Raw genomic sequence first — 16,524 nt, forward strand, 5'->3', positions numbered from 1 at the left:
CTCATTGACCCATCTTGCGGATTAGTTCCGTGGAAATATATTTCATCTGCTGAGCTGAAATATGGTTAGTCGCCACGTAATCTATGTGCTCGGATTCAACTCGTTCCACGAAGTTACGAGCCCACCTGCCATTTGCCCGCGCTCCCGGATCCAACGAGGCGTAGGCCGACATCACTGTGTCGGCAAGGGCGTCGGGGTCAAAACTCCAATTCCGCGCCAACAGGTCTTGGACTATCTGAGCGATCTCCGCTGGGGAGTAATCGAGGAATTCAATCCGCAGAGGAATACGCGAGGGCAACCCCGGATTCGCCTTAAGGAACCGCTCCATACTCTCGGTGTAGCCAGCGAAGATTGCCACAAATTTGTCGCGGTCTTCCTCCAATCGGGTCACGAAGGTTTCCACTGCTTGGCGGCCGAAGTCACTATGTGAACCATCGGTTAGCTGGTAGGCCTCATCGACGAACAGCACTCCACCCATGGCCTCCTCAATGACTCGGCTCGTTTGTTCTTCTGTATGTCCGACCCATTTACCGACCAGTTGCGCACGGTCCACTGTCTTGACTGTGGGAGATTCGAGTAGCCCGAGGTTAAAGAAAATTTGACCGATGAGCTTGGCGACAGTGGTCTTTCCAGTTCCAGGGTTTCCTGCGAAGACCATGTGGTACGACGGGCGGGCGATCACTTCGCCTAGCTGCTGGCGCTGTTGGTCGATCTTTACCCGGTTCACCAGCTTTCTCACCCATTGCTTGACGTTGCCCAGCCCCACCAGTCGGTCGAGTTCGGCCAATAATTCATCGACTTTCTGCTGCTTCGCTTGTGCATCTCCGCCTAGTAGAGCCTCGAAATCCGCCGCGGTAATATGCGTGAGGGCTGCTTCGTCGTGACTCGGCTGGCCAAAGACCCGCCCTGCCATCTGCTTTACGAGCTCTTCGTTAAAGTTACGCACCCATCGACCGTTGCTCCGATCGGCGGCTTGGCCGTACTTTTGTGTGACCGTGCGACGATACAGCTGCTCGTCGACGGTGTAGTCGGCTTCCAGAAGGCTCCGGTAGCCGATCTCGGCAATTTCCAGCGCACTGTAGTCTTCAAAATCGAATCGGTTTGGAATGCGGGATTTCAGTCCCGGATTCATGTTCAAGAAGTCTTGCATCTGGTTCGCATAGCCGGCAAAGATCACTACGATGCTTTCCCTATGGTTCTCCATGTAGGCAAGGATTGTGTCGACGGCTTCCTGTCCAAAGGAATTTCCTTCCTTCTGATGCAATGAATATGCTTCGTCAACGAACAATATTCCGCCGCGGGCCTTGTCTAAGGCCTTCTGCGTCATGATCGCGGATGCGCCGAGATGCTGACCGACCAGATCCGGGCGCCCGACTTCAATGAAGTTGTTTTTCTCGATTGCACCTGCGGCGTATAGCGCATCACCGAGCATTCGAGCGACGGTGGTTTTGCCAGTTCCGGGGTTCCCGAGGAATAAGCTGTGCATGCTAATTCCAGTTGTTTTGAGTCCTTGTTCTTGGCGCATTTTATTGAACTGAACCATCTGGGTGAAAGTGGCAATTTGTTGCTTGACGGTCCGCAAACCCGTGAGATTATCGAGTTCCGTTAGCGGATTCGCCTCAGTGCTTTGGGCTACTTCACTTTTGGCCGACGTATCTGAATTGGTCCTGTCGTTCTGAGCCAGCTGCTGGCTGGACGCGTCACTGCTCGGCTCGACTGAAACGACTGGGCCGGTTTCCTGCAACATTTCGGTGTCTAGGTTTCGAATTTCGACGGCATTACCCGTGACATCCAGAATCGCATCGTCTTCACCCAACACACCAACCGTTGCGGTGTCCGGTGATTTCAAGTCCTTAATGGCTAAAGTACTCTCGGAAACATAGATTTCGGCATAGGTCGCCTCAGGTTTCACCTCGGCGCCACGCACCGTGGAATTCGATTTGACTACCATCGCCCGCATATTGCATTCGTTAACTTGAATTGTCAGCACACCGTGCGATTTCACGGTCGATCCTGTTTCGGCCCAGAGGCGATAGGCGCTACAGTCCACGAGCTGACCCTGACCGGCATTCCAGAAGTTCACCCATCCAAGGAACGAGTTCTCGGCCTCCAGCCTGGCGCCATCGCCGATATCCACCGATCCAGCCACCGCGCTGCTGTCGGCTGCGATTCGGCAATCGCTCATCTGCACGAGACCCTCTATGGCGACGACCGCAGGTTTTTCCGCGCCCGGAGCTGGCTGAATAATGACGTTCACGAGATTGACCGACTCGTCGCCCGCGACGAAGACCGCATTGCTGGCAGCCTTGGGCCGGATGGTCAGGTTCGAAACCCTGATGTTTGCCTTGTCCATGATTCTGATTCCGCCATGGAGAATCGTGCGTTCGGCCCTACCTCGACCAGCGATGTCCGCGCCCATCAGAATAAAGTGTTCATATTGCTCGAGGAAGTATTCGCCCTCTTCGAGCATGATGGTGTCCCCTTTATTCAGCTTCGGGGCCACCGCATTGGCGAAGTCACGCGCGTCTTTGAGATCCCATAGAATCACCTTAGGCTTCTGGACGGTTGGCATCGGTGGTTCCACCGGTTGAGGCTCCGCAGTCGACGTGTCCAAATTCTTTGTGGCCGTTCCCACCGCGGGAATGTCAATCCTGGCAGCGTTCTTGGTGACTAAGAGATATTTTTGCCCCTCGCGCACAAGAACGTTCCCGATCTTCAGGTAACCATCTTGGCAATAGCCCTCTAAGGGTTCGCTCTGGGCACGCAATAACTCGATACTGCAGGCGGATTCGCCTTCGATTCGCAAGGAGCGACGCCCCTCGGCCGGGTGTAATTCTAAAAACCCTGCGCAATCAACTCGGCTGCGTTCGAGTGCGACTATCGCAAAGCTGAACACATTCGAGGTAGTTGCCTTGCTCGCTGTCAAGGTCAGCAGCCCAATCCCTGAATCCTTGGCGAACAACACGCTATTCGACGATGCTTCGATGCTGGAGGCTGCTCGATCAGTGAATACATTGCTGTCAACCATGGAAACCGTGCTGGAACTGGCATATATCGCTGGGTACTTCCCTGCAGGTTCGCCATGAATTTGGCTGGATTGAAGTTCCAGCTGGGAATCCCTTACTGTCAACGCGTTGTGATAAGGCGGAGCTTGAATCGTGACGTTAGCAATTTGGCAGGTTCCCTGAATGCTCAGTTGACCGAAAATGACTACCTTGCTCGAATCGCCAAGACCGGTGATTTTTAGGTTGGATAAGGATACGGAGTCAACTACGTACTCCCCTTCCTTGAGCTGAAGCTCGTCGCCCTGTTTAGCCCGCCGAAGTGCATCCGTCAGGCTCAGCCCAAACCGGCCATTGCTTACGCGTATCTTTGCCACGAATTTTGCTCCTACCACGTGTTCATTTCGTTCATGGACTGGTCTATTCAATTTATCTCAGGTGGTTTAGAACACATCTTGGATGACCAGAAACTACTTAAGCGGCGCCGACTTCTGGCATCGATCGCTTCATACATCGCAGCCAGGCCTCGCATCGGGCCTACTGAATCCTCCTTGGCCAGTGGCAAGGTACTGCTCGTTGCGTAACCACTCGGTTCAATCTGCGAAAGGCTTCCGTTCAGCGCCAGCTGCCGGCCGTCGTCGTCTACTCAGGAACCAGCCTGTGAGACCGACTTTCCCCTCGATACAGCTGATTGCTTGGTTTTGAAGCTCTCGCAGTCCAACATGGCCGGAATAACATCTAGAATCGCGAGGATCCCCCGGCGCCGGAGAAGCTGCCGCCGCCGGAATAGCCGTGGGAGACGCCCGAGGAGCTGGCGGCCTCCCGGGAGGTGTCCACCGCGTTGACCCCGGTGGCGTACCCTGCGTGGTAGGAGTTCACCCGCCAGAACATCGAAGCCGGGTAGATCACATCGAGAATGGATCCCGAACGGCTCGCGCCGGTGCTGTCGTAGCGGGAGTGGCGCAGCGCTTCGTGCATCTCCTGCTTCTCTTCGGCGCTCGACGCATAGACCTCGACCTGCGCGCTGGCGTAGGCATCGAGCCGTTCGGTGAGCTGGCTGCGCAGTTCGGACAACTGATCAAGGGCGGTATCCACGTCGAGCTTTTCGGCCTTCAGCTCGTTGCCCAGATCTGCTACGGCCCGTTGTGCGCTGAAGGAGTAGGAATCCAGCGCGGCGGCTGCGGCCTGCAGCTCTTCCGGCGCCTTTTCGATCAGCGCGGGCAGCTCGGCCAGGTCTTCGAGCAGGGGTGCGGTTTGGCGGCGCCAGGCATCCTCCCACGCGGCGCCGCGGGTGTAGAGGGCCGCGGCGTCGTTGATCGCATCGTCGGTGAGGTCCAAGGCCTGGGCGCTGGCGTGGAATTCCTTGGCGCGGGCCACCCCGGGGCCGCTTGAACGCAGCTTCTTGCTCGCCTGCGCCAGCTCTTGCTGCGTGGTGAAGCAAGCGCGGTAGGTGGCGGCAAAGTCGGCGAAACGGCGTTCGAGCTCCGCGGCGTGGTGCGAGTCGCCAGGCAAGGTGCGCGCGGATAGTTCGGTGGCATCCAGGTCCATGGTCACATTGGTCAGGTGCGCGCTGCCCGATTCCAGCTGCTCGGCGAAACTCTTCCGCCGCCCCGAACGCACCGCGAGCGCTATCCCGGTACCTCCAATGGCGCCCAGGCTCCCCAGCCCTACGGTCCAGCCGAGCGCCGGATGCCGATACCAGGGGCGGTTGATGATGTTCGCGCCGCGCGTGGCGACGGCGATCATTCCGTCGGACCAGCGGGCCTGGTTAAAATCCTCGGAGCCTGCCTCGTGGATCGAGCGCATCTGAGAGTCGGATACCTTGCGGTCTTCGCCGAAGTAGGTCCCGATCTGGCCATCTCCAGGGCCCTCCACGGACAGCGTGATGATGAAGTAACCATCGGCCCAGTAGTCGCCGTAGTCCTCGGGGGCCTGCGAGATCCATTCGGGGTGCGCGCTGCGGGCGTGGCGCAGCGTCTCGGTGTTGATGTCATCCGCGTACTGGCCTTCGCGCGAATACACGGCGACCTTGGTGGGCTCGTTGAAGTCGATCTGGCCCACTGCGTCGCGCAGCTTCTGCTCGTTGAGCACGTTCGCGGTGTCATCGATGGTGATCGAATCCAGGTTGGTTCCCTCCGCCTGCGCCGCGGGCGGCACGGCGAGGAACAGCAGCGTGGCGGCGGCCGCCGCGGCGAGTGCACGGCGTGGAGACTTGAGCTGGCGCATGGAGAATTCCTCCCAGACAGATGATGCGAATTATTCCGAACGTTAGGCCAATAGCTCCATCCTAACGGCCGGCACGGGGTAGCTGCGCAGCCCGCGGAACGCCGCGGCGCGCTGCCAGGAGGAGCAGCACTGTGATTCCAGCGACCAATTGCCCCTTCAACTTCCCGGTAAGCGGTCCGAGGGTATTTAATGAGTTATGGACGTCGCAACGTCCGATCCCCCTCCAGGATCCGTACCCCCTTTTCCGAGAGTTCACTCCCCCTGAGCGCTCGTACCACTTGTGCATGACACTTTAGTGAAGGGACGGATCCGCCAAGTATGGACTCCGTAAATAGTTCAAAGACCGAGGAGCCTGGGCTCCACTCGCCCCAGTTCCCTTCCGGTGCGCTAGCTCCTGCCGAGCGCACCCTCATCGACATTCTGCAGGCCACCGCCACGGCGCATCCCGACGCGCCGGCCATTGACGACGGCGAACGCAGCGAAAGCTACGCGGAGCTGATCGAAGAGGTCAAGGCGAAGGCCCGCGCCCTGCATGAACACGGGCTGGGTGCCGGGGACCGGATCGGCGTGCGCGTCCCCTCGGGCACCCGCCAGCTCTACGAATGGATCCTCGCGATTCTCTGGGTCGGTGCCGCCTATGTACCGGTCGACGCGGACGATCCGGATGAGCGGGCGAAGGTGTTTTTCACCGAGGCCGAGGTCGCCGGCATCGTGAAGGGCCTGGAGGAGATCGTGGTTTCCGCCGATCGCCCCGCCCCCTTCCCGAACCCGCGCGCGCCGCAGCTGGATGACGACGCGTGGATCATCTTCACCTCCGGCTCCACCGGCAAGCCCAAGGGAGTGGCGGTCTCCCACCGATCGGCCGCCGCCTTTGTGGATGCCGAAGCTCAAATGTTCCTGCCCGAAGACCCGCTGAACACCTCGGACCGTGTGCTGGCAGGACTGTCGGTGGCCTTCGATGCGTCCTGCGAGGAGATGTGGATCGCCTGGCGCAATGGCTCCTGCCTGGTTCCCGCCCCGCGGGCGCTGGTGCGCAGCGGCATGGATCTGGGCCCGTGGCTGATCTCCCGCTCCATTACCGCGGTCTCCACGGTGCCCACGCTCGCCGCCCTGTGGCCGTCGCAGGCGCTGGAGTCCGTGCGCCTGCTGATCTTCGGCGGCGAAGCCTGCCCGCCGGAGCTTGCCGGACGTCTGGCCACCGCGGGCCGCGAGGTGTGGAACACCTATGGCCCGACCGAGGCCACCGTGGTGGCCTGCGGCGCCACCATGGACGGCAGCCTGCCGGTGCGCATCGGCCTGCCGCTGGCCGGCTGGGACCTGGCGGTAGTGGACGCCGAGGGGATCCCCGTCGCCGAAGGCGAAACCGGGGAGCTGATCATCGGCGGGGTGGGCCTGGCCCGCTATCTGGACCCGGAAAAAGACGCCGAGAAGTACGCGCCCATGCCCACCCTGGGCTGGGACCGCGCCTACCGCTCGGGCGACGTGGTGGTCAATGACCGGCTGGGACTGGTCTTCATCGGACGCGTGGACGACCAGGTGAAGATCGGTGGCCGGCGCATCGAACTGGGCGAAATCGACGCGGCGCTGAACTCGCTCGACGGTGTGTCCAGCGCCGCGGTGGCGGTGCGCGAAACCAGTACCGGAAACAAGCTGCTTGTCGGCTATCTGGCCGCCGACGCGGACTATGACCTGGATGCCGCACGCACCGAACTGCTCAAGGATCTGCCCGCGGCGATGGTGCCGCTGCTCACCGTGGTGGACAGCATGCCGATGAAAACCAGTGGCAAGGTGGACCGCAACGCGCTGCCGTGGCCGCTGGCGGGGACCGAATCCGAGCAGCCCGGCGAGGAGCTGACCGGGTTGGATGAGACCGGCGACTTCGTGGCCCGGGCCTGGAAGGGCGCGCTCGGCATGGCGGCCTCCAGCGCCGATGCCGACTTCTTCGGCTCCGGCGGCGGCTCGCTCTCGGCAGCCCAGCTGGTCTCCGCTTTGCGCGCCCGCTACCCGGACCTGACGGTCGCCGAGCTCTACGACTACCCGCGCTTCGGCGCGCTGGTGGAATACCTCGGCGGACAGCAGGTCAACGACGAGGTCATCGAGCCTCGCATCGTCAAGCGCACCAAGCGCATCACCCAAATCACCCAGACGCTGCTCGCGGTGCCGCTGTTCATCCTCTCCGGCCTGCGTTGGTTCACCTACCTGATGCTCGGTCACTGGTTCCTGCTCAGCGTGGGAATCCTCGAAGCGCAGCTGCCGATTCCGTGGTATTCGATTCTCGCCTCCTGGCTGATCTTCGTGACCCCGGCCGGGCGCATGGGGCTCTCGATCCTGGCCAGCAAGCTCTTGCTGCGCGGGCTGCAACCGGGAACCTATCAGCGTTCGGGCTCGATGCACCTGCGCTTGTGGCTGGCGCAGCACATTTCCGACGTGGTGGATCCGATTTCCCTGGCCAGCGCTCCGCTGCTGCCTTGGTATGCGCGCATGCTGGGCGCAAATATCGACAAATCCGCCACCATGCACACGCTTCCTCCGGTGACCGGAATGCTCACCGTCGGACCGGGGGCCACCTTGGAGCCCGAGGTCGATGTCTCCGGCTACTGGATCGACGGCGACCAGGTGCACGTGGGCCACGTGAGCGTCGGCGACTTCGCCTCCGTCGGCGCCCGCTCCACGCTGCTCCCCGGCGCGGTTGTGGCCGCGCAGACCATCGTGGAAGCCGGATCCGCCGTCTACGGCGAAACCCGCGAGAACTCGCGCTATGCCGGGTCCCCGGCCGTCCGCGAGGGGCGCGCCAAACCTCGCTGGCCCGAAGCAGTACCCGCGTACCGCCTCCTTCCGCGCGTACTGGGCGCGGCCGGTTCGATATTGCTGAACCTCTTGCAGTGGCTGCCGGTGGTATTGGCGGTGCTGGCGGTGGCCCCGATGCTGCGTGCCGAGGAATCGCTGACCTCGATCGGCTGGAAGTTCCTCCCCGCGGTGCTGCTCGCCGCGCTGGTGTGGTTCCTGTCCATGATGGCGCTGATCATCGTCGAGGTGCGATTGCTGTCCATTGGCCTGGTCGAAGGCTGGCATCCGGTCACCTCCCGGGTCGGCTGGCAGGCGTGGGCGACCGAACGCGTGCTGGATACCGCCCGCGATGCGCTCTTCCCGCTCTACGCTTCATTGTTCACCCCGGTGTGGCTGCGGCTGCTCGGCGCCAAGGTGGGCCGTGACGTGGAAATCTCCACGGTGCTGCTGATCCCGAAGATGACCACCATCGCCTCGGGCGCGTTCTTGGCCGATGACACCATGGTCGCCTCCTACGAATTGGGCGGCGGCTGGATGCACATCGCCCCGGTGCGCGTAGGCAAAAAGGCGTTCCTCGGCAACTCCGGCATCTTGCATGCCGGCCGCCGGGTGCCCAAGCGTTCGCTGATTGCGGTGCTTTCGGCGACCCCACGGAAGATGAAGGCCGGAACTTCCTGGATCGGATCTCCCCCGCATAAGCTGCGCCGCACCACGGTGGATGCCGAATCCGAGCGCACCTACCAGCCGCCGATGAAGCTCAAGGTCATGCGTGCGGCCTGGGAGCTCTCCCGTTGCCTGGCGGTATTCACCACGGTCGGCATCGCCGCCGGAGTGCTCTGGGCGCTGTCCGCGCTGGTGACCCACGTGAACCCGCTGTCCGCCGCACTGCTCTCCGGCGCGGTACTGGTCTTGGCCGGAGCTCTCGCCGCATTCACCGCGTTGGCCGCCAAATGGCTGGTGGTCGGGGTGATCCGCCCGGGCGAACACACGCTGTGGAGCTCGTTCATCTGGCGTACCGAAATGGTCGACTCTTTTGTGGAGCTGGTCTGCGCCCAGTGGTTTGCGCGTCTGGCCTCCGGCACCCCGGCGCTGGTCTGGTTCCTGCGCGCGCAGGGCGCAAAGATCGGGCACGGGGTGTGGTGTGAAAGCTACTGGTTCCCGGAGGCAGATCTGGTCACCTTGGAAGATCACGCGACGGTGAACCGCGGCAGCGTATTGCAGACCCACCTGTTCCACGACCGCATCATGTCCATTGACACGGTCACCCTCGGGGCCGGTGCCACGCTCGGCCCGCACAGCGTCATCCTGCCGGCTGCGAAGATCTCCGATGGCACCACCACCGGACCGGCTTCGCTGGTGCTGCGCGGCGAGGTGCTGCCAGCAAATACCTACTGGCGCGGCAATCCGGCGGTACGCTGGAACATCACGCCCGACGAATCACAGACAGTATAGGACCGCGCCGGATGCCCCAGAAGATCTTGGATGAATACACCAAGCACCACGGTTCGGCCGCGTACACCGTGGACCACTACGACCTGGAACTGACCTGCAAGCTCGCCAGCAACCTGCTCGAAGGCAAGGCGGTGCTGCACCTGCGCGCGCTCCAGGACTTGGACACCGTGCAATTGAACCTGCACGGGCTGCGCGTGCTGAAGGCCACCTGCCAAGGCAAAAAGGCCCAGGTCTCCAAGCGCAACCACCGCATCGAGGTGCAGCTGCCGAGCCGCTTGGCCGCCGGCGAGCGCACCGAGTTGACCCTGCGCTATGCAGGCAACCCCGGGGTGCAGAACGGTATCTGGGGCGAGGTCGGCTGGGAAGAGCTGACCGATGGGGTGCTCGTTTCCGGTCAGCCGACCGGCGCGGCGACCTGGTTCCCCTGCAACGACCACCCGAGCCACAAATCCACCTACCGCTTCTCCATCGCCACCGACGCCGGCTACCGGGCAGTGGCCAACGGCGAACTGATCAACCATTCACGCGCCGCCAGCCGTGACACCTGGGTCTACGAGCAGCGCGAACCGATGACCAGCTACCTGGCTACCTTGCAGATCGGCCGCTATTCGGAGATCCCCTTCGACGAGGAGCGGCATCTGGTGGCCTATGCGGTGCCCGGCATGGATCTGAAGGTCCGCGGGGCCTTCGGCAAACAGACCGAGATGGCAGAGGTCTTCGAACGGCACTTCGGCCCGTACCCCTTCGAGAGCTACAAGATCGTGGTGGTCAACGACGAGCTGGAGATCCCGCTCGAGGCCCAGGGGCTGAGCATCTTCGGGCTGAACCACCTGTCCATGGATTGGGAGGCGCAGCGCCTGATCGCCCACGAATTCTCCCACCAGTGGTGGGGCAACTCGCTGACCCTGAAGCATTGGAAGGACATCTGGCTGCACGAGGGCTTCGCCTGCTTCAGCGAGTGGCTGTATTCCGAAGCCGCCGGGGTTATGCCCATGGCCGAACGTGCCCGGCTGGCCTGGGAGCTGCTCGACGGGCAGGACCAGGATTTGGCCATCGGGGATCCGGGGGCCAAGGACATGTTCGATGACCGCGTGTACAAGCGTGGCGCGATGGCGCTGTTCGCGCTGCTCGGAGAGCTAGGCACCGAAACCTTCTACGCGATGCTCAAGGAGTGGGTGGCTGCCCGAAGCCACGGGCACGTGGACACCGAGGCGTTCATCGCGCACGCCCAGGGTTTCGCCCCCGACGCACTGGATGTCCCCGCCCTGCTGCGGCCGTGGCTGTACGACCTGCAGCTGCCGGTTTTCCCACGCTAGCGCGTCGCATAGAGCACCACCTGCGAACCGTCGAGTCTTCTCGGCGGTTCGTTTCTTTAAGCGCAGTTGCGCAATGCTCCATGAGTCTACCCGGTTGCATCTTCGGATTCTGCGTGCCAAAAACTTCGCTATTCGGTATTGCCATCTACCAGTAGTCGGCGATACTATCTACTGGTAGTCATTATCACTAGATAGCGTTTGGAAGGCCTCTATGGCAAAGCAGATGACCGAGTTGCTCAAGGGCACCCTGGAGGGGATCGTCTTGGCGATCTTGGATGAGTCCCCGGCCTACGGATACGAAATCACCGCACGGCTGCGCGGCAAAGGGCTCAGCGACATCGTCGAAGGAACCGTCTACGCCCTGCTGATCCGCTTGGAGAAACGCGGCCAGGTAGACGTGGAAAAGGTGCCCTCGGAAAAGGGGCCACCGCGCAAGGTCTACACCTTGAACGCGATGGGCCGCGATTACCTCGAAGAGTTCTGGAAGAGCTGGTTCTTCCTCTCCGAACGCATCGAAGCATTGCACACAAATTACACCAACCACGCAGAAGGAAAATCCTCATGAGTACCAAATGGTACGAAGTTCTCACCGGCCAGCTGCAGCAGAAAAAGCAGTACAAGGATGCCAAGGCCCGCTTGGACGCCCTGCCCGAGCCCTACCGCACAACAGCTACGGCGTTGAATCGCTACTTCATGTATTTCGGCGGTATCACCGACGGGGACACCATCGTGCAGATGTTCATCGACCACGCTGACCTGTGGGAGCGAGCCTCCATCGACCGGCTTCCGCTCAGTGAAGTTGTTGGCGAGGACCCAGTGGAATTCGCTGAAAACTTCACTCAGTCCTACGGAGGAAAACAATGGATCGACAAAGAACGCGCCCGGCTGATCAAGGCAGTTCAGGACGCGAAACGAAGCGAAGAGTCATGAACACCGAAGGTGCGCGCACCGCAATCAGCGTCCGCGGGCTGAAAAAATCATATAAGGATCTCCAAGTGCTGCGCGGAATTGACCTGGAGGTAAATCCCGGAGAGATCCTCGCATTACTCGGCTCGAACGGCGCCGGGAAAACCACACTCGTGCGGATACTTTCCACGTTGCTGACCGCAGATGCGGGCAGCGCGAGCGTCGCCGGTTTTGATATTGCCGCCCAGCCGCACCAGGTCCGCGAAACGATCAGCCTGACCGGTCAATTCGCCGCCATCGATCCGGTGCTCAGCGGCCGCGAAAATCTAGTATTGATGGCGCAGCTGCGTCATCTGGAACACCCTCGCCAGCATGCCAAGGAGCTGTTGGAACGGTTTGCGCTCAGCGAAGCTGGCGACCGGAAGGCCGCGACCTATTCCGGTGGAATGAGTCGCCGGCTAGACATTGCGATGAGCCTGATTGGGAATCCACACATCATTTTCTTGGACGAGCCAACCACCGGCTTGGATCCGCAGGCACGCTTGGAGGTCTGGGACACCGTACGCCGGCTCGCCGCGGACGGAACTACCGTGCTGCTGACCACGCAGTACCTCGATGAGGCCGAACAGCTGGCGGATCGTATCGCGATCTTGCACCGGGGAATCATCATTCAAAACGGGACCCTTGGCCAGCTCAAGGACTTGCTGCCGCCGGCCCACGTTGAATATGTGGAGAAGCAGCCTTCCTTGGAGGACGTGTTCCTCGCTCTGGTCGGCGCCCCGGATCAGGAGCCGTCATGACCGCCCACGCCCTGCACGACACCGGCGTACTCACCGGACGCTCGCTGCGTCATATCCTGCGCAGTCCCGACACGATCATCACCACAGCGATCACCCCGATCGCCATGATGCTGTTGTTCGTTTATGTGCTCGGAGGTGCAATTAATACCGGCACCGATGGCTCCTACATCAACTACCTGTTACCCGGGATCCTGCTGATCACCATTGCCTCGGGTATTGCGTATACCGCCTACCGGCTGTTCCTGGACTTGCAAGGCGGCATCTTTGAACGCTTCCAATCCATGCCGATCTCCCGATCCAGCGTGTTGTGGGCGCATGTCTTCACCTCGCTGCTCGCAAACCTGGTATCGATCGCCATCGTCATCGGGGTGGGGCTGCTGATGGGCTTCCGCTCCCAAGCCTCGATCGGGGGCTGGTTGGCGATAGTGGGGATTCTGGTGCTCTTCGTCTTGGCGTTGACTTGGCTCGCGGTCATCGCAGGGCTGAGCGCGAAGACCGTAGATGGGGCCAGCGCGTTCAGCTACCCGTTGATCTTCGCCCCATTCATCAGTTCCGCTTTTGTGCCTACCGCCTCGATGCCCTCTCCGGTGGCCTGGTTCGCCGAACACCAGCCGGTGACCTCCATCGTTGACACACTTCGGGACTTATTTTCCGGGCAGCCAGTTGGACAAGAAATCTGGGTGGCGCTGGCCTGGCTGCTGGGAATCCTAGTGATCGCGTACTCGCTGGCGAACCTGATCTATCGCCGTAAAATCAGGTAGCTGCGAGGGTAAGAAATAAGAGCATCGCGAGCAGACCGGAGCGTGCTCCCCGCGGGCCCTGGACACCGGGGCATACAAGAACATTCGATCGGCTCATCGAGCGTCCGACGGCGAGCACTACCGGGATTCGCCTTGGAGCCCCGCCTCGAAGTTCGCGCCCTGCAGCACGATTAGTTCTTTCTCCTACCCGCCAAAGAGTTTTAATCACATCTTCCCTTTTCAAGCTCTGGTTTCCCAATTGTTCATATTGTGTTAACCGGCAAAAATTAGGCTGGGGCCATGACGGTTGAACTCCCCCTCCTCGAAGAGGCTTTCCACGGATATTCGGTTTTGGACAATGACGACGACGACCCGGTCTTAGTTCGCGCCGACGGGAGCATCGTGGACACTTGGCGGGAAGACTACCCGTACGAGGCCAAGATGGACCGTGTCACCTACGACGCGGAGAAGCGAGCGTTGCAGATCGAACTGCTGAAGCTGCAAAAGTGGCTCAAGGTGCATGGTCGACGGCTGATGATCGTTTTTGAGGGCCGCGATGCCGCCGGCAAGGGCGGCACGATCAAGCGGTTCGCCGAGCATCTGAACCCCCGCGGCGCTCGTGTTGTCGCGCTCGAAAAGCCGACGGAGCGCGAATCCAGCCAGTGGTACTACCAGCGCTACATCGAGCATTTCCCGACGGCCGGGGAGATCGTGCTCTTTGACAGGTCCTGGTACAACCGCGCCGGGGTGGAACGCGTGATGGGGTTCTCCACGCAAAACCAGGTGGAGCATTTCCTGGAGCAGACCCCGCATTTCGAGCGGCTGCTCGTCGAGGAGGGCATCGACCTGGTGAAATTCTGGTTCTCCGTCTCCGCCGGCGAACAGCTGACCCGCTTCACGATTCGCCGGATCGACCCGGTGCGCCAGTGGAAGCTCTCCCCCATGGACCTGGCCTCGCTGGACAAGTGGGATGATTACACGGCCGCGAAGAAGCAGATGTTCTTGAAGACCGATACCGAGCACGCCCCGTGGACGGTGGTGAAGTCCAACGACAAGAAGCGCGCCCGGTTGCAGGCGATGCGCCACGTGCTGAACCTCTTCGAATACAAGGGCAAGGACCACGAGCTGGTCGGCACCCCGGACCCGAAGATCGTCGGCCGCGCGGCGCGGGTTATCAACCACGGCGAGGAGTTCTAGCGCCGGCCCTTGTGCCTCGGCCGCAGCCGGCACTACGCTGGGGCAACCGACAAACACCACCGCCGGATGCCGGCGGAATTCCCAGCGCGAAGGAACGATCATGGCCGATCCCGCCGAAACCGTACGGCGGGCTGCGGCGCCCGCGCTCTATGTGCTCTTCCCCGGCACCGCCCGGGAAGCCTTGGGCCGCTACGCGCAGATCTTCGGCGGCAAGCTCTCGCTATTCAGCTACGCGGAATTCTCCCGCGCAGATGGCGCCGGCGAGGCGATCGCCCACGGCATGCTCGACGGCGTGGTCACCCTCTTCGGGGCGGACGCCGCCGAAGGGGAAAAGTCCGTGGCCATGCAGGGGCTGATGCTTTCGCTGCTGGGAACCGCGGCCCCGGAGGTTTTGCACGGCTGGTTCGACCAGCTCGCGCAGGATGGCGTGGTGATCGATCCGCTCGCGGCTAAGCCGTGGGGCGCGACCGACGGGCAGGTTGTGGACCGCTTCGGACTGCACTGGCTGATCGGCTACGAACCCGAAGGCTAGGCCCCTCCGGAGCGCGACGGCATGCTTTATGAGGGCAGCGGATTCCCGTACGGATAATCCACCCAGACCCCATCGCCGCTCTCGGGGCAGTGCCGCTCGGCCCCGTTGCGCACGCAATGCGTGTCCGCCGGGTAGCGGTGCCCCTGCATCAGCTTGCCGAATTCGATCGATCCCAGATCGGATACCTCGCGCCCGTCTCGGTAGCGCAGCGCGTAGTTGAAATAGCGGAAGCGGCGCTTGGTGAACCGGCGGATCCCGGACAATGCCGAGGCGCGCACCGCAACGGGCAGCTCAAGACTCATGGTGCCATCATTCCGCGTGGCCGGACGCGTCGAATCCGCTGGCGACGACCGTGGTGAAATGCTCAACGACGGGGAACGGCTCGTAGAAGTGATGCAGCGCCTGCTTCCACCGCTGGTATTCCGGCGAACGGCGAAAGCCCTCGGTGTGGGCCGCAACCGACACCCAGCGCACCAGCAGCAGATAGTCTCCCGGGGATTCGATCGAACGCGATAGCTCCAAGTTCGCGAACCCCGGTTGGCACTCGATCAGCTTTCGCGCCTCGGCGAAGGCGGCCTCGAATTCTGCTTCCCGACCTTGTCGGACAGGAAGTATTGCGTGTTCCAGGATCATTCTCTGAGCCTAGCAATTCGCGGTTTAGCGGATCCTATGTGACGCTCCGCGGCCCGCCGTCGCGAGGGCTAAGCTGCCCACCGCTCGCTTCGTGGGCCCCGTTTCACGAGCTCACGCGCAGAAGCTGCGATGCGGGATCTTGGCTGGCTCCGCTGCCCTATCCAGATGCGGCGGCTCTGCCTATGCTGGGAGGCGTAGGTCCCATGCCGCGTCCAACAATACGAAGGAAGGCATCCTGATGGAAGCAGAGACCCTCATGCTCGCCGGAATTCTTTTGCTGTCGCTGATCGTGGTGACCACCGGCGGGCAGTTGCTGCTCAGGATCACCACCGGTGCGCTGTACGCCAATGAGCTGCAGAAGTCCTGGTTTCGTGCCGGGCACGCGCATGCCGGCGTGCTGCTCGTGCTCGCCCTGGCGCTGCTTCCCTACACCGATCATTTCGCCACGGAGAACTTCTTCGGCTCTGTGGCTCGGCTCGGCGTACCAGTTGCCGCAATCTTGATGCCGGCGGGATTTTTCCTCAGCGTCATCGGCAAGGACCCGCAAAAGCCCAGCAAGCTAGCTTGGCTGATCGCGGTCGGGGCCACTTCGCTCATTGCGGGCCTGCTCGCCGCGGGAATCCTGGCCATTCAAGCCGGGGCCGGCGGCTAATCCATCGGGGGTCTAGGATCCGAGCTCGTCTCCGGGAAGCGTGGCGCGTGGCCCCAAGGGCCGGTGGGATTCTTCTTCCCACTCCATCGTAGGTGTGGGTGGATCATCCAGATGCACGCCGGCGCCTCGTTGGATCATGGTGACCGCTCCCATCGCCAGGAATACCGCTACGGCCACCGCCGCGATGCCGAGCACCAGGATCAGCAAGACGGCGCCGAGGCGCGAAGCTACGCGTGAGCCCATGGGATACCGCCTTCCGAGTCTGCCATAAACGCTAATTC

General features: G+C 61.8%; 14 protein-coding genes. 9 read left to right on the forward strand and 5 right to left on the reverse strand.

Going from position 1 to position 16,524, the window contains the following annotated elements; genetic code table 11:
* Window position 1 precedes the first annotated feature (1 nt).
* Entirely contained in the window at window positions 2-3,379 is a 3,378-nt protein-coding gene (locus CIK76_RS15435; RefSeq protein WP_096288012.1) for an AAA family ATPase, read from the reverse strand.
* A gap of 361 nt (window positions 3,380-3,740) precedes the next feature.
* Window positions 3,741-5,228 carry a DUF5129 domain-containing protein gene (locus CIK76_RS15440; RefSeq protein ID WP_096288014.1) on the reverse strand — a complete coding sequence of 496 codons (1,488 nt, stop codon included), beginning with the start codon at window positions 5,226-5,228 and terminating at the stop codon, window positions 3,741-3,743.
* 318 nt (window positions 5,229-5,546) lie between these two features.
* On the opposite strand from CIK76_RS15440, the gene CIK76_RS15445 reads away from it, so the two are divergent.
* The 8 genes from CIK76_RS15445 to CIK76_RS15480 all read left to right on the forward strand — a co-directional run bounded on the left by CIK76_RS15445 (window position 5,547) and on the right by CIK76_RS15480 (window position 14,958).
* A complete protein-coding gene (locus CIK76_RS15445) occupies window positions 5,547-9,467 on the forward strand; it encodes a Pls/PosA family non-ribosomal peptide synthetase (protein WP_096288016.1) in 3,921 nt (1,306 codons plus the stop codon).
* Between the two features lie 11 nt (window positions 9,468-9,478).
* Window positions 9,479-10,783 carry a M1 family metallopeptidase gene (locus tag CIK76_RS15450; protein WP_096288018.1) on the forward strand — a complete coding sequence of 435 codons (1,305 nt, stop codon included), beginning with the start codon at window positions 9,479-9,481 and terminating at the stop codon, window positions 10,781-10,783.
* 211 nt (window positions 10,784-10,994) lie between these two features.
* On the forward strand, window positions 10,995-11,348 hold the full coding sequence (locus tag CIK76_RS15455) for a PadR family transcriptional regulator (protein ID WP_096288020.1): 354 nt from the start codon (window positions 10,995-10,997) through the stop codon (window positions 11,346-11,348).
* Window positions 11,345-11,713 carry a DUF1048 domain-containing protein gene (locus CIK76_RS15460; protein WP_096288022.1) on the forward strand — a complete coding sequence of 123 codons (369 nt, stop codon included), beginning with the start codon at window positions 11,345-11,347 and terminating at the stop codon, window positions 11,711-11,713. Before CIK76_RS15455 ends, CIK76_RS15460 begins: the two co-directional genes overlap by 4 nt.
* Window positions 11,710-12,489 (forward strand): ATP-binding cassette domain-containing protein, encoded by a 780-nt coding sequence (locus CIK76_RS15465; protein WP_096288024.1) that lies wholly within the window; start codon window positions 11,710-11,712, stop codon window positions 12,487-12,489. The genes CIK76_RS15460 and CIK76_RS15465 overlap by 4 nt, the downstream gene beginning before the upstream one ends.
* Entirely contained in the window at window positions 12,486-13,250 is a 765-nt protein-coding gene (locus tag CIK76_RS15470; protein ID WP_096288026.1) for an ABC transporter permease, read from the forward strand. Before CIK76_RS15465 ends, CIK76_RS15470 begins: the two co-directional genes overlap by 4 nt.
* 279 nt (window positions 13,251-13,529) lie before the next feature.
* Window positions 13,530-14,426, forward strand: a complete 897-nt coding sequence (gene ppk2, locus CIK76_RS15475; protein WP_096288028.1) for a polyphosphate kinase 2 — start codon at window positions 13,530-13,532, stop codon at window positions 14,424-14,426.
* A 100-nt stretch (window positions 14,427-14,526) separates the two neighbouring features.
* Complete coding sequence (locus CIK76_RS15480) at window positions 14,527-14,958, forward strand: VOC family protein (RefSeq protein ID WP_096288030.1); 432 nt, start codon at window positions 14,527-14,529, stop codon at window positions 14,956-14,958.
* 26 nt (window positions 14,959-14,984) lie between these two features.
* Here CIK76_RS15480 and CIK76_RS15485 read toward each other — a convergent pair whose 3' ends face one another.
* Window positions 14,985-15,260: a hypothetical protein gene (locus CIK76_RS15485; RefSeq protein ID WP_096288032.1), complete on the reverse strand. Its 276-nt coding sequence runs from the start codon at window positions 15,258-15,260 to the stop codon at window positions 14,985-14,987.
* Between the two features lie 7 nt (window positions 15,261-15,267).
* Window positions 15,268-15,591, reverse strand: a complete 324-nt coding sequence (locus CIK76_RS15490; protein ID WP_096288034.1) for an antibiotic biosynthesis monooxygenase — start codon at window positions 15,589-15,591, stop codon at window positions 15,268-15,270.
* A 238-nt stretch (window positions 15,592-15,829) separates the two neighbouring features.
* Here CIK76_RS15490 and CIK76_RS15495 point away from each other — a divergent pair, with 238 nt between their 5' ends.
* Window positions 15,830-16,243, forward strand: coding sequence for a hypothetical protein (locus CIK76_RS15495; protein WP_096288036.1), 414 nt, complete (start codon window positions 15,830-15,832; stop codon window positions 16,241-16,243).
* A gap of 12 nt (window positions 16,244-16,255) precedes the next feature.
* Here CIK76_RS15495 and CIK76_RS15500 read toward each other — a convergent pair whose 3' ends face one another.
* A complete protein-coding gene (locus CIK76_RS15500) occupies window positions 16,256-16,486 on the reverse strand; it encodes a hypothetical protein (protein WP_096288038.1) in 231 nt (76 codons plus the stop codon).
* Between the last annotated feature and the right edge of the window lie 38 nt (window positions 16,487-16,524).

The organism is Glutamicibacter sp. BW80 (assembly GCF_002332385.1).
Lineage (GTDB): Bacteria > Actinomycetota > Actinomycetes > Actinomycetales > Micrococcaceae > Glutamicibacter.

Excerpts from the sequence above, each read along its gene's own strand:
- CIK76_RS15440 (WP_096288014.1), bottom strand. The coding sequence starts at position 5,228 with ATGCGCCAGCTCAAGTCTCCACGCCGTGCACTCGCCGCGGCGGCCGCC.
- CIK76_RS15455 (WP_096288020.1), top strand. The coding sequence starts at position 10,995 with ATGGCAAAGCAGATGACCGAGTTGCTCAAGGGCACCCTGGAGGGGATC.
- CIK76_RS15495 (WP_096288036.1), top strand. The coding sequence starts at position 15,830 with ATGGAAGCAGAGACCCTCATGCTCGCCGGAATTCTTTTGCTGTCGCTG.
- CIK76_RS15445 (WP_096288016.1), top strand. The coding sequence starts at position 5,547 with ATGGACTCCGTAAATAGTTCAAAGACCGAGGAGCCTGGGCTCCACTCG.
- CIK76_RS15450 (WP_096288018.1), top strand. The coding sequence starts at position 9,479 with ATGCCCCAGAAGATCTTGGATGAATACACCAAGCACCACGGTTCGGCC.
- CIK76_RS15465 (WP_096288024.1), top strand. The coding sequence starts at position 11,710 with ATGAACACCGAAGGTGCGCGCACCGCAATCAGCGTCCGCGGGCTGAAA.
- CIK76_RS15480 (WP_096288030.1), top strand. The coding sequence starts at position 14,527 with ATGGCCGATCCCGCCGAAACCGTACGGCGGGCTGCGGCGCCCGCGCTC.
- CIK76_RS15485 (WP_096288032.1), bottom strand. The coding sequence starts at position 15,260 with ATGAGTCTTGAGCTGCCCGTTGCGGTGCGCGCCTCGGCATTGTCCGGG.
- ppk2 (WP_096288028.1), top strand. The coding sequence starts at position 13,530 with ATGACGGTTGAACTCCCCCTCCTCGAAGAGGCTTTCCACGGATATTCG.
- CIK76_RS15470 (WP_096288026.1), top strand. The coding sequence starts at position 12,486 with ATGACCGCCCACGCCCTGCACGACACCGGCGTACTCACCGGACGCTCG.
- CIK76_RS15490 (WP_096288034.1), bottom strand. The coding sequence starts at position 15,591 with ATGATCCTGGAACACGCAATACTTCCTGTCCGACAAGGTCGGGAAGCA.
- CIK76_RS15500 (WP_096288038.1), bottom strand. The coding sequence starts at position 16,486 with ATGGGCTCACGCGTAGCTTCGCGCCTCGGCGCCGTCTTGCTGATCCTG.
- CIK76_RS15460 (WP_096288022.1), top strand. The coding sequence starts at position 11,345 with ATGAGTACCAAATGGTACGAAGTTCTCACCGGCCAGCTGCAGCAGAAA.